Origin of the sequence: Paraburkholderia caffeinitolerans, assembly GCF_902859945.1 — a bacterium.
Classification (GTDB): Bacteria; Pseudomonadota; Gammaproteobacteria; order Burkholderiales; family Burkholderiaceae; genus Paraburkholderia; species Paraburkholderia caffeinitolerans.
Genome location: NZ_CADIKL010000003.1, coordinates 264290 through 277115, shown reverse-complemented (window position 1 = coordinate 277115; position 12826 = coordinate 264290). Strand labels below are relative to the sequence as shown.

12 protein-coding genes are annotated in these 12826 nt (G+C 64.5%); 4 read left to right on the top strand and 8 right to left on the bottom strand.

Annotated elements, in window-relative coordinates:
- Window positions 1-978, bottom strand: a complete 978-nt coding sequence (locus HV773_RS04485; RefSeq protein WP_129562126.1) for a thiamine pyrophosphate-dependent dehydrogenase E1 component subunit alpha — start codon at window positions 976-978, stop codon at window positions 1-3.
- Between the two features lie 124 nt (window positions 979-1102).
- Window positions 1103-2164 carry an ATP-NAD kinase family protein gene (locus HV773_RS04480; protein WP_129562127.1) on the bottom strand — a complete coding sequence of 354 codons (1062 nt, stop codon included), beginning with the start codon at window positions 2162-2164 and terminating at the stop codon, window positions 1103-1105.
- Window positions 2165-2593: 429 nt separating this feature from the next.
- Here HV773_RS04480 and HV773_RS04475 point away from each other — a divergent pair, with 429 nt between their 5' ends.
- The 3 genes from HV773_RS04475 to HV773_RS04465 all read left to right on the top strand — a co-directional run bounded on the left by HV773_RS04475 (window position 2594) and on the right by HV773_RS04465 (window position 5891).
- Window positions 2594-4573: a sigma-54-dependent Fis family transcriptional regulator gene (locus tag HV773_RS04475; protein ID WP_129562128.1), complete on the top strand. Its 1980-nt coding sequence runs from the start codon at window positions 2594-2596 to the stop codon at window positions 4571-4573.
- A gap of 201 nt (window positions 4574-4774) precedes the next feature.
- A complete protein-coding gene (locus tag HV773_RS04470) occupies window positions 4775-5371 on the top strand; it encodes a ComEA family DNA-binding protein (protein ID WP_129562129.1) in 597 nt (198 codons plus the stop codon).
- A 79-nt stretch (window positions 5372-5450) separates the two neighbouring features.
- Window positions 5451-5891, top strand: coding sequence for a YidB family protein (locus HV773_RS04465; RefSeq protein WP_129562130.1), 441 nt, complete (start codon window positions 5451-5453; stop codon window positions 5889-5891).
- A gap of 127 nt (window positions 5892-6018) precedes the next feature.
- Here the strand turns inward: HV773_RS04465 and clpB are convergent, their stop codons facing one another.
- The gene (gene clpB / locus HV773_RS04460) at window positions 6019-8616 is read right to left on the bottom strand and encodes an ATP-dependent chaperone ClpB (protein WP_129562131.1); all 2598 of its coding nucleotides are present in this window, start codon (window positions 8614-8616) and stop codon (window positions 6019-6021) included.
- Between the two features lie 246 nt (window positions 8617-8862).
- Window positions 8863-9363, bottom strand: a complete 501-nt coding sequence (locus HV773_RS04455) for an Rrf2 family transcriptional regulator (protein WP_129562132.1) — start codon at window positions 9361-9363, stop codon at window positions 8863-8865.
- A gap of 162 nt (window positions 9364-9525) precedes the next feature.
- Here HV773_RS04455 and HV773_RS04450 point away from each other — a divergent pair, with 162 nt between their 5' ends.
- Entirely contained in the window at window positions 9526-10092 is a 567-nt protein-coding gene (locus HV773_RS04450; RefSeq protein WP_129562133.1) for a group III truncated hemoglobin, read from the top strand.
- A 74-nt stretch (window positions 10093-10166) separates the two neighbouring features.
- Here HV773_RS04450 and HV773_RS04445 read toward each other — a convergent pair whose 3' ends face one another.
- The 4 genes from HV773_RS04445 to moaD form a co-directional block, all read right to left on the bottom strand.
- Window positions 10167-11552, bottom strand: a complete 1386-nt coding sequence (locus tag HV773_RS04445; protein WP_129562134.1) for a HipA domain-containing protein — start codon at window positions 11550-11552, stop codon at window positions 10167-10169.
- Window positions 11552-11848, bottom strand: a complete 297-nt coding sequence (locus tag HV773_RS04440; protein WP_174220051.1) for a helix-turn-helix domain-containing protein — start codon at window positions 11846-11848, stop codon at window positions 11552-11554. Before HV773_RS04440 ends, HV773_RS04445 begins: the two co-directional genes overlap by 1 nt.
- A gap of 190 nt (window positions 11849-12038) precedes the next feature.
- Window positions 12039-12518: a molybdenum cofactor biosynthesis protein MoaE gene (locus HV773_RS04435; RefSeq protein ID WP_129562135.1), complete on the bottom strand. Its 480-nt coding sequence runs from the start codon at window positions 12516-12518 to the stop codon at window positions 12039-12041.
- 37 nt (window positions 12519-12555) lie between these two features.
- On the bottom strand, window positions 12556-12813 hold the full coding sequence (gene moaD / locus HV773_RS04430; RefSeq protein ID WP_129562136.1) for a molybdopterin converting factor subunit 1: 258 nt from the start codon (window positions 12811-12813) through the stop codon (window positions 12556-12558).
- Window positions 12814-12826 lie beyond the last annotated feature (13 nt).

The window sequence follows — 12826 nt, the reverse complement described above, 5'->3', positions numbered from 1 at the left end:
TCAGGGATACGACACGTACACGTCGGTAAGCAGCGCGTCGGGGGCCGGCAACGGCGCGGCCTTGGCCTTCGCCACGGCGTCGTCGATCAGCGCCTTCACTTCGGCGTCCACCTTGCGCAAATCGTCGGTGCTTGCGAGTTCCGCGCGCACCACGCGCTCTTCGAAGCGCTTGAGACAGTCCTTTTCCTCGCGCAGCTTCTGCACCTCGCCGGGGGCGCGATAGGTTTGCGCATCGCCTTCGAAGTGGCCGAAATAGCGCGAAAGTTTCATCTCGATGAGCGTCGGGCCGCCACCATTGCGCGCCCGCGCCACGGCCTCGCCAAGCGCCTCGTGAACGGCGAAAAAGTCGAAACCGTCGACGATCACGCCCGGCATGCCAAAGCCGTTGGCGCGGTCGGCGATGTTGTCGGCTGCGACCGACCACGTAGACGAAGTCGCTTCCGCATAGCCGTTATTCTCGGCGACGAAAATTACAGGCAAACGCCATACCGAAGCAAGATTCATCGACTCGAAGATCACGCCCTGGTTCGACGCGCCATCGCCGAAAAAGCACACGCCCACACCACCGGTTTTCTTTTGCTTCGCGGCGAGCGCCGCGCCGCACGTGAGCGGCCCGCCCGCACCGACGATGCCGTTCGCACCCAGCATGCCCTTCGAGAGATCGGCGATGTGCATCGATCCGCCCTTGCCACGGCACGAGCCGGTGGCGCGGCCATAGATCTCGGCCATCATTTCACGCACGTCCACGCCCTTGGCGATGCAATGGCCGTGGCCACGGTGCGTGGTGGCGACGTAATCGTTGTCGTTCAGATGGCTCATGGTGCCGACGGCGGACGCCTCCTCGCCCGCATACAAATGCACGAAGCCCGGGATCTCGCCGGTTGCGAATTCGACGTGCAAGCGCTCCTCGAACTCGCGGATCGTGCGCATCGAGCGATACGCCGCGAGCAACTGCTCCTTGTTCAACGTGACAGACATGGTTGTCTCCTGTCGAGTTGTGATGACCACGGTAGTAATGCCTGCTGTTTCCGAAACGAACTGGGTGGGTGGAGTGGCTCCTTTATTGAGGAAAGTTGGAAGGGAAAATCCGATGAAGTGCGCGTTACTCCGGCGCCGCGCGCAACAACTGATGCGAGGCCGCATAACGCAAGGTGCGTGCAACGTCCACAGTCACCGGACCGCCCCAGTCGAGCGCGATTTCGTAGCGATCGCCGCGCGCCGGTTCGATCTCGCGCTCGCCATCGAAGGCGAGCGTGCCGTGATCGGCGTCGAGCGGCAGCGCCATGCCCACCTCGAGCCGCTGGCAGGTGCGCATCATCAGGCGCTCGATGCGCCCGGGCGCGATGGGCGCGATGAGCGGCACGCCTTCGCCCTCGCCGCCTTGCGTAGACGCCTGCGCAAAGGTCATGTGCAGGCCGTGCGCGGCGTCTCGACCGACCGGCGCCCATGCACCGCCGATCGACGCGAGCCCGATGCCATCGGGCGGCGCAAAGGCCAGGAATAACGATTCGATATCCGAACTATCTGAAATCGCGCGCGCGCCAATAAACGGCTGACGCGACACGCAGATATCGACCAGCGCGATCTCTTCGCGCCCGCGATTCGGCCCCTCGACGCAACGCGCGACAAGACGTTTGTTGCGCGCCAGCGCCGTTTCGGGCGGCACGGCGCCGGTGGCGACGAGCGCGCCCGCGAGACCCGCGACCGTGGCTTCGCGCAGTTCGGGAAACGCGTTGTTGGTGCCGGTCGAAAGCGCGAGCAGCGGCGTGTCGCCGCAATGCGCGGCAACGGCGCGATGCGTGCCGTCGCCGCCGAGCACGGCGATCAGCGCGACCCGCTCGCGAACCATATGCGCGACGCCCGCGTGCGTGTCGGCCACGCTCTCGCTGATCGGCAAATCGATGAACTCCACGGCGGGCCAGCGTTCGTTTCGCGCCACGGCCGCATGGGTTTCGAGCGCGCGCAGCACAAGCGCGGCCACGCCGGTGCGGTCGCGCAGCGTGAGCACGCGCTCGACGCCCAGTGCACCAAGCCCCGCGAGCAGGCGCACGACCATGTTGGCCTTTTCCGCAGTCGGAAAGACGGAAGCGTGCGTGGTAAGACGGCGAATGTCGCGCCCCGAAGCGGGGTTCGCGATCACGCCAACGGTCACGGGCGTCGTCACGGGCGTTGTCTCCTATGTCGCGGCGCATCTGCGCACCGCTATTGCCCTGAATCTCTGCAAGCGCTGTGCCAATGCACTCGAATGGCCGTCGATGTCCTGCCGAACACCGTATCTACTGGCGTTGCGGGAGCAGTGAAGGCGCATCCGCACGATCGTTCACGGCCCGCACGGCGTCTCCGTTGCGACGGGAAGGGCCCACCCCACAAGACTAAGCCCGTCTCCCGCGTCCATGGCAAAACCCGTCCGGCCCAGCGCAGCAGGCCTCGCGCCGCGTCTCACGATCGTCTCGTCGCACCCTGAGACGATCGTCTCGGCTGTCTCGCATGCTGCGCTGCGGTGTGATCGCGCGCCGCAGATGTGCTACAAAAAGGCTCCCGCCGAACGCTCCAAGCGCCGACGCCCCTCGTCAGGAATCGTCTGGAATCGCCCATGCCCTACGCACTCGCGCCCACCCGCCACGCCGAACGCGTACGCGGCGCCGTCGAAGGCCGGCTGCCCGCGCCGAACGACTCGCCGCGTCTCGTCTCGTCCTGGCAGCGCTCGTTCGAGCGTTATCAGCTCGACCCGGGGTCGGTGATCGGCCCGCGCGTGCTGAGCGCCGCCGAGCTGCGTGAGATCCGCGACCGTGAAGAGGCTTTCCTGCGCGCCTCTGGCCAGTGCCTCACGCGCCTGCACGAGACCGTGCGCGACGCCGACTATTGCGTGATGCTCACCGACGCACACGGCGTCACCATCGACTACCGCATCGATCGCGAACGCCGCAACCACTTCAAGCACGCGGGGCTCTATATCGGCTCGTGCTGGTCGGAGAGCGAGGAAGGCACGTGCGGCATCGCGAGCGTGCTCACCGATCTCGCGCCCATCACGGTGCACAAGACCGACCACTTTCGCGCCGCGTTCACGACGCTCACGTGCAGCGCCGCGCCCATCTTCGCGCCGGGCGGCGAGCTGATCGGCGTACTTGATGCCTCTGCCGTGCAGTCGCCCGACAACCGCGACAGCCAGCGCATCGTCAATCAGCTCGTGCGCCAGAGCGCGACGCTCATCGAAGACGGCTACTTTCTGCATCGCACCTCGGCGTGCTGGATTCTTTTCGGACACCAGAACCGCAACTATGTCGAGGCGCAGCCCGAGTTGCTGATCGCCTTCGACGAGAACGGCAACGTGGCCGCCGCGAACCGACGCGCGCGCGAATGCATTCCGGGGCTCGACGGGCCGCGCCATATTGACGAGATCTTCGATTCGTCCCACGTGCAGTTGCGCGATATTGGCCGTATCGAAGCCATCGCGGCGCTGCGCCTGCGCGCGAACGGCGCCATGCTCTATGCGCGCATTCGCGCACCGCTCGGGCGCACCGGATTCCCGGGCGCGGCGCGCGCCTCATCGCCGGCTGTACACGGCGCAACGCCGCTGCGCAACGCGCGTGCCGAGGACACCCGGGACCATGGCGCGCTAGGCCCATTCCTGCGCAGCGCGGATGCGCGCGTCGCGGAAAACGCGCGCATCGCGCAGCGCGTGGCAGGCAAGCGTTTGCCGGTTCTGCTGCTTGGCGAAACGGGCGCGGGCAAGGAAGTGTTCGCGCGTGCGATCCACGACGCGGGGCCGCGCCACAACCGGCCGTTCGTAGCGGTGAACTGCGGCGCGCTGCCGGAGTCGCTGATCGAGAGCGAGCTCTTTGGCTACGCGCCGGGCGCGTTCACGGGCGCGCGGCGCCATGGTTCGCGCGGCAAGATTGCGATGGCCGATGGCGGCACGCTCTTTCTCGACGAGATCGGCGACATGCCGCTCGCGTTGCAGACGCGCCTCTTGCGCGTGCTCGCCGAAGGCGAGGTGCTGCCGCTCGGAGGCGAAACGCCCACGCACGTCGACCTCGAAGTGATCTGCGCGACCCACCGCGATCTCACGCAGATGGCCGCTTCAGGCACGTTTCGCGAAGACCTTTACTACCGGCTCTGCGGCGCTGTGCTCACATTGCCGCCGCTGCGCGAGCGGCACGACATCGCCGGGCTCATCGAATCGGTGTTCGCCGAGGAGGCGCAGGCGGCCGGCCGGCCGCTCGTGCTCGACACCGATCTCGCCGCGCGGCTTGCGGCGTTCGCCTGGCCCGGCAATCTGCGCCAGTTGCGCAACGCCATGCGCTACGCATGCGCGGTGTGCGATACGGTACGCGTAGAGGCGCGGCACTTGAGCAGCGACCTCGCGGCGCAACTGGCCGCAACCGGCAATCCAGGCAGCGCTCCGATCAGAAATCCGGCGGACAACCATTCCGACGAACGCTCGCGCATCATCGCGGCGCTCACCGCGCATCGCTGGCGGCCCAATGCCGCCGCTGCGGCGCTGGGCATTTCGCGCGCGACGCTCTATCGGCGCATTGCGAAACTCGGCATCGTCGGGCCGCATCGCGCCTGAAGCACGTCGCAAACGCCATCCAATTGCACAGAAGTATTAAAGATTGTGCGGCGCGATTGTATTGCCACGAAACCATGGGTATAAATCGAGCGCTTCCCGTTCACGGATACGCCAACTGACTTATCCTTGTAGTGCAGCACCACCTACTCGATGCGTCGTCCGTTCCCGGCTAACCGAAATGCCCTCAATGGAGTGATTGCCATGCTCAAGAAGTTGCTGATGCTGTTCCTCGCGCTGGGTCTGTCGCTGTCCGCCGCGCTGGCGGCGGCTGTCGAAGTCAACACCGCTGATCAAGCCACGCTTGAATCCGTCAAGGGCATCGGCCCGGCCCACTCCAAGGCGATCATCGACGAGCGCACCAAGAACGGCCCCTTCAAGGACGCCGACGATCTCGTGAACCGGATCAAGGGCATCGGCCCGAAATCCGTGCAGAACCTTGAAGCCGCGGGCCTCACGATCAACGGCTCGTCGGCGCCGCCTGCGGCCAAGAGCGCCACGACGTCGAAGAGCAGCAAGAGCGCCGCTCCTGCCGCGCCCGCTGCCGCCGGCACCACGCCCAATCCGATGACGACCGCGCAAGCGCCCGCTGCCACGACCGCGCCGCAAGCCGCGTCGGATACGGGCGCAAGCAAGTCGAAGCACAAGAGCAAGAAGGACAAGGCAGCCGCTGGAGCAAGCGCGCCTGAAGCAGGATCCGCCGCAGCGGCGCCGGGCGCTGCCTCGGACACCACGGCGAAGAAGTCCAAGAAGTCGAAGAAGAGCAAGGCTGCGTCCGACGCGGCTGCTTCGGGTGCATGATTCGCATACCCGGTTTGCATTCCGGGTTCCGGTTTTCCGGCCGCGGCCTCTGCCGCGGCCATCCTTCAGAGAGATTGTCATGAGCCTGCTAGATACCCTCGGTTCCCTGCTCGGTTCCTCGTCGCAGCAACAAAGCGGCGGCCAAGCCCAACTCCTCGCCGTCGCGATGGAATTCATCAACAACCAGCCGGGCGGACTGAACGGCCTGATCCAGAAGTTCCAGCAAGGCGGCCTTGGCGATGTCGTGCAGTCGTGGGTCGGCAACGGCGAGAACCAGGCGGTTTCGCCGGATCAACTCCACAATGCACTGGGCTCCGATGTGGTTTCGGGTCTCGCGCAAAAGGTCGGCATGCAGCCCGACCAGGTCAGCGGCCTGCTCGCGCAGGTGCTGCCGCACGTGATCAACGCCGGCACGCCGAACGGTGAAGTGCCCGCCGGCGGACAGATCAATTCCGAGAGCGTGCTGGGCACGCTGGGCGGCCTTGCTTCGCTGCTTGGCGGCGGGAACAAGCAGACATAAGCAGACGTAAGTTGTCGCGCGCCAGGTGCGCCACATAGGAAAAAGGGCAACGGAAAATTCCGTTGCCCTTTTTGTTTGCCGCTGCGCGTGCCTTCCGGCACGCGCTTCGCGCTGATTGAACCGCGCCTTAGTGCACGACGTGTTCGAACACGAACTTGCCGTCCTGGACGTTGACCGGAATCACATCCTTCGGCCCGAACTTGCCAGCGAGGATCAGCTTGGCAACCGGATTCTCGATCTCCTGCTGGATCGCACGCTTGAGCGGCCGCGCCCCGAACAGCGGATCGAAGCCGACCTCGGCGATCTTCGCGAGCGCCTCGTCCGACACCTCCAGTTCCATGTCGAGCTTCACCAGACGCTCGCGCAAACGCCGCAACTGGATCTTCGCGATCGACTCGATATTCGCGCGGTCGAGCGCATGGAACACCACCACTTCGTCAATCCGGTTCAGGAATTCCGGCCGGAACTGCTGCTTCACTTCGTTCCAGACTGCTTCCTTCACCACTTCCTGCGGCTCGCCCGTCATCGACTGGATGAGATGCGAACCGAGGTTCGACGTCATCACGATCACCGTGTTCTTGAAGTCGACAGTGCGTCCCTGGCCATCGGTCATGCGGCCGTCGTCGAGCACTTGCAGCAGCACGTTGAACACGTCCGGGTGCGCCTTCTCGACTTCGTCGAGCAGGATCACGCTATACGGCTTGCGACGCACGGCCTCGGTCAGATAGCCGCCCTCCTCGTAGCCCACGTATCCCGGCGGCGCGCCGATCAGACGCGCGACGCTGTGCTTCTCCATGAACTCGCTCATGTCGATGCGGATCAGATGATCCTCCGAATCGAACAGGAAGCCCGCGAGCGCCTTGCACACTTCGGTCTTGCCCACACCCGTCGGCCCGAGGAACAGGAACGAGCCATAAGGCTTGTTCGGGTCCGCAAGACCGGCGCGCGAACGGCGGATCGCATCGGCCACCGCGTTGATCGCCTCGTCCTGCCCCACCACGCGCTCGTGCAGCTTGTCTTCGATCAGCAGCAGCTTTTCGCGCTCGCCTTGCATCATGCGCGAGACCGGAATGCCGGTCGAACGCGACACGACCTCGGCGATTTCCTCGGCGCCCACGTGGGTGCGCAGGAGCCGCCGGCGCGTCGGGTTGTTCTGCTCGTCCGCCTCGGCCTGCGCGACCTGCTTCAGTTGCGATTCGAGTTGCGGAAGCCTGCCGTACTGCAATTCGGCAACCTTTTCGAGCTTGCCTTCGCGCTGTAACTTCGTGATCTCGGCGCGCACCCGATCGATTTCTTCCTTGATCTGCGCGCTGCCCTGCACTGCCGCTTTCTCGGCGGTCCAGATCTCTTCGAGGTCCTTATATTCGAGGCTCAGGCGGTCAATCTCTTCCTCGATCAGCTGCAGACGCTTTTGCGACGCTTCGTCCTTTTCCTTCTTGACGGCTTCGCGCTCGATCTTCAGCTGGATCAGGCGACGGTCGAGCTTGTCCATCTCTTCGGGCTTCGAATCGATTTCCATCTTGATCTTCGAAGCCGCTTCGTCGATCAGATCGATGGCCTTGTCCGGCAAGAAGCGATCGGTAATGTAGCGATGCGAGAGCTCCGCCGCCGCGACGATCGCCGGGTCGGTGATTTCCACGCCGTGGTGCAGCTCGTACTTCTCCTGCAAACCGCGCAGGATCGCGATGGTCGCCTCGACCGACGGTTCGTCGACGAGCACCTTCTGGAAGCGGCGCTCGAGCGCGGCATCTTTTTCGATGTACTTGCGATATTCGTCGAGCGTGGTCGCGCCGATGCAGTGCAGCTCGCCGCGCGAGAGCGCCGGCTTGAGCATGTTGCCCGCATCCATCGCGCCTTCGGCCTTGCCGGCGCCCACCATCGTGTGAATTTCGTCGATGAAAACGATGGTCTGACCTTCGTCCTTCGCGATGTCGTTGAGCACGGCCTTCAGGCGCTCTTCGAACTCGCCGCGATACTTCGCACCCGCGAGCAGCGCCGCCATGTCGAGCGAGAGCACGCGCTTGCCCTTGAGCGTTTCCGGCACTTCGCCGTTGACGATACGCTGCGCGAGACCTTCGACGATGGCCGTCTTGCCCACGCCCGGCTCGCCGATCAGCACCGGGTTGTTCTTGGTGCGGCGCTGCAGGATCTGGATCGAGCGGCGGATTTCGTCGTCGCGGCCGATCACGGGGTCGAGCTTGCCCGCGCGCGCACGCTCGGTCAGGTCGACGGTGTACTTCTTGAGCGCTTCGCGCTGGCTCTCGGCATCCTGGCTATGGACCTGCGCGCCGCCGCGCACCGCGACGATCGCCGCCTCGAGCGCCTTGCGCGTGAGGCCGTTCTTGCGCGCGATCTGGCCGGCATCGCCCTTATCCTCGGCGACCGCCAGCAAGAACATCTCGCTCGCGATATAGGTGTCGTTGAGCTTCTGCGCTTCCTTGTCGGCCTGATTCAGCAGGCCCGTGAGTTCGCGGCCGACCTGCACGTTGCCGTCGGTGCCCTGCACCTGCGGCAAACGGTTGATGGCGTCGTTGAGCGCGTTCTGCAATGCCTGAACCTGCACGCCAGCGCGCGACATGAGCGAGCGCGCCGAGCCGTCCTGCTGCGCGACGAGCGCCGCCAGCAGATGGACCGGTTCGATGTATTGATTGTCGTGCCCGACGGCAAGGCTTTGTGCGTCGGAAAGTGCTTCCTGGAACTTGGTGGTGAGTTTGTCGACTCTCATTTAAAACGAGACCTCCAATTTTTTAACTGTCACCAAATCTGAGGGGTGTTGCGCGGGTTTCAAGCGGGCGCCGCGTAATTTTTTCCGATTTTCTCACCCAGAGCCTGGGCGAACGGCCGCACCTGCCTGCCGCGAAACGGCAGGCAGGTGCGGTGTGGCGAGGCACCTTTGTGAGAATAGACGCTAAGCGGGGAAACGCGGCGTGCGCGAGCGACGGGTGCGCCGCGCTGCGGGCTTCAGTGGGCTTCAGTGCTCGCCCGGCGGCGCATGCGGCACGACTCGCGCGCGTGGCATCAGGATAACGGGCGCGAGGCCCAGCAAGCCGGTCAGCTCCCCGGCAGGCTGCGCCAGCTCGCCGATGGTGTGCCGGTCGAGCTCGGCCAGGAACGCGTCACGCGCCGCCGCCAGCGCATGCTTGAGCCGGCATTGCGGCTCAATGACGCAGCTTCGGCGCTCGCCATGCTCGTCGGGGAAGCATCCGACCAGCGCGAAATCGCTCTCGGTCTGCCGCACTACTGCGCCGACGCTCAGTTCTAGCGAATTCTGCCCGAGCCGCAGGCCACCGTTGCGCCCACGGATGGTATCGACCCAGCCGAGCTCGCCCAGACGCTGCACCACCTTCATCAGATGGTTCTTCGAAATGCCGTAGGCATCCGAGATCTCCTGGATGGTCGAGAGCCCGTCGCGACGCAGCGCGAGATAAAGCATCACGCGCAGCGAATAATCGGTGTAGTCGGTCAGTCTCATGGTGCCAGGCTGTCAGTGGGCGCGCGAGCGCGAATAACCATACAATAACATGCAAGTCGCATGCACGTTTTTGATCGCCTGGGTATTATGATCGCTTCGATCAGTACTTCGCAAAATCATTCGTTGTGTGGCGGCTCAGCGCCCCGCCCCCAGGCTTCCGACATGACGCACCCCGACACCAGCGCCGCTCCCGCGCGGCACACCGCCCCTACCGAAGACAACATCCGCGAGCTCGTCTACGCGTTCTACGACCGTGTGCGCGCGGATGCCCTGCTCGGTCCTGTTTTCGAGGGGGTGCTGGCTGGCCGCTGGGACGAGCATCTACCGAAAATGTGTCGTTTCTGGTCGAGCCTCGTGCTCGGCACGAAGACTTACCGCGGCAATGTGCAGCAGGCGCATGACCCGGTGCCGGGCGTCGAGCCGAAGCATTTCAGCCACTGGCTCTATCTGTTCCTCGACACGGTTCAGGCGCATTACGAGCCCGCTGTGGCCGTGCAGTTCATGGAGCCCGCGCTGCGCATCGCGCAAAGTCTGCAGTTGAGCCGCTTCGGCTGGGATTACGTGGTTCCGCCCGAACAGCAGGCCCTACTCGATTCGATCGCACCGCGCCGCCGTCCGACGGATCACGGTCACGATCTGCCCACTCGACCGGCTGGCGAGCCGTTTCCGGCCAAATTCATTGGCCGCTCGATGGACGAGAATGAGGACGAAGCCGCGCGCTCGCACTGAACGCGCCCGCCATGCATGCGCGGGATGCGCCGGGCTGTTAGTTGCATAACACCCCGCTTGCCGAATGCCTCGTCTCAGAGCAGTTTGCGATCGACTTTCGGCACCTCGGGCGCCATCTTCTCCAAACGCTCGGCCTGCCCGACGATAAAGTCCGCGACGGTCTGTAGCAGCCCGCGCTCTTCACCGACATAAGTCGCGCTCCGAGCCAATTCCGGAGCCAGGCTGCGTGCCGCGTACGCCATGCGGACCAGCTCACGCGCGAGATAGCGCGGCTGTACACCCGTGCGCTGCGCGAAGCACGCCAATTCGAACGGTGTGACCGCGTCGAGGTGAAACGCGTCGCCGTAACCCATCGCCATTTCCTGCTCGACCATTTCGCCGTACGCGTTCACCGACACAAGGTCGTATAGCGGCGCTGGAACGAGGCCGCCGCGCTGCATGAAGAACGAGAGATTCTTGCCGTGCGCATCGCTGTTGCCGATGAGCAACTGGAACACCGCCCAGCGCGTGAGGAACGTACGAGCAGCCGCCGGCGTAACGAAGCGCGACGTCAACGCGAAGAGTTTTTCGAAGCTCGCGCCTTCGCGGATCATCCGCACGTCTGCCGTATTGCCGAAGTTGCGCTCGTACTTGAACGAAACGGGCAAATCCAGCGCCTGACAGCCGTCGATCACATGAAGGCGCTTGACTGCCGCCACACGCCCGGAACTAATCTCCTGCTCGACCACGCGATCGAAGCGCTCAATGAGGAGGATCGGCTCGGGAATCCTGCGGATCGTCACCGGCGCGACCGGCAAGCCCATGCGCGCCGCGAGCGTCATGCAGAAGTGCTCGTTGGCGACCATGAACGGCGTGCCCGGATTGCGCGACTCGGGCTTGAGAATGTGTGTCGAGCTGAGCGGACTACCGTCGACGAGCGAAAGCTGGCTGCCTTCCACCAACACCTGCAACTTGTCCTGATAACCGGCGATGGACAGACGCACGCGCTTGTCCCATACCGGAAAAGGCAGCGTGTCACGGTCACGGATGCGCTCCGTCAACTCCTCCTCGCCGACGATGCGGCGCCCGTGGTCGCCCAACGGCGCCCCACTCTCCACCGCGACCTGTGAAGCGGCCGCCATCGGCTGGGTTTCCTCGCCCGTGACAAGAAAGCTCAATGCCCCGACCGGCTCCTGGCCGAGCATGCGAATCAGGCCGTAGAGGTTGTCTTTCGAAATCTGGTAGACGATCGAAGCGACGTCGAGCGCCCGCCCTTCCGGCAGCAGATTGCCGATGAAGCGAGCAAGCGTGCCCGTGGGGGGCGCGGCGCCATCGAGCCCGATATGCGGCGAGAGCGGAAACGCGTCACGCCGAGCAAGCCAGCCGTCTTCGTAGCGGAAGTCGTAACGATCCTCGCGAGGCTCGAAGCCTAGTGAGCCGACCGGCTCGCCATTCGTCGAGACATTCAGGGCGTGTCGCATCAACGGCGCTCCTCGCCGGACGAATCGAGCATGTGGAGCACCTCGGACGCCTCGACACGCGGCAGCACGAGCAGGCTCAAGCCGAGGCCGTCGAGAATCAGGAACAGCTTGTCGAGACCGATCGGGCGCCCGTTTTCCAACCGCGAGAGCACGTCTTTTGAAACGCCGATCTGGTCGGCTGCATCGTCGATGCGCAACGCGCTCTGAGCGCGTCGATTGCGCACGAGCCGGCCGAGTGCGGCCAGGTCGGGCGCGCCCGGAGTCAACTCGATGGGTTTCGGTAGTACGCGAGCCATAGTTCCGATATATCAGGAATAATGGCGGCTGGCAGTGCCTTGACAGCCATAATTCCGCCAATAACGGAATTATGGCTCAAAATCGGACGGGAATCCAATAAAACCTTAAATATCGGAACTATCTGTGGCCGCTCGGGTGTCAACCCAATAATTCCGCGATACCTGAACTATTTCACGGTCGACGGCGCGTTCAGGCTTCTTTCGCCGCATTCGTCGACGTCACGCCCCAGCGCGCGAGCGCCGCATCGTCGCTCTCGCGTGCATCGACCCAGCGCGCGCCTTCCCCAGTCTCTTCCTTCTTCCAGAAAGGCGCCTCGGATTTCAGGTAGTCCATCACGAACTCGCACGACGCGAACGCATCGCCACGATGCTTCGAGGTCGTCGCCACCAGCACGATCTGGTCGAGCGGCGCGAGCTTGCCCACGCGATGGATGATCAGCACCTCGATGCCAGGCCAGCGCCGCTGCGCCTCAGCGACGATGCCCTCCAGCGCCTTCTCGGTCATGCCCGGATAGTGCTCGAGCTCCATACCCGCGACCGCGCTGCCGTCATTGATGTCGCGCACGGTCCCGACGAAGCACGCCACCGCGCCAATCGCCGGATTACTCGCACGCAGTTGCGCAACTTCGGTCGTCAGGTCGAAATCCCCGGTCTGGACACGTACTGGCATGGCCGCTCTCCTCGTCGCCCTTGGTCGTCTTTGTGAATCAGCCGCCCGTGACCGGCGGGAAAAACGCCACTTCGCAGCCATCGGTGATGCGCGTGGCCGGATCGGTCATGACATGGTTGCAGGCCATGCGCAGCGCACGCCCCTCCGCCAGCGTTTCCGACCACACGCCGCCGCGCGCACGCAGCCAGCCGCGCACGTCGCCCACCGTGACGATGCCATCGGGCAGCGTGACCGTCTCGTCGGCCACGCCCAGCGCCTCGCGCACGCTCGCAAAAAATTTCAACTGGATCTTCATCGGATAACGCTCA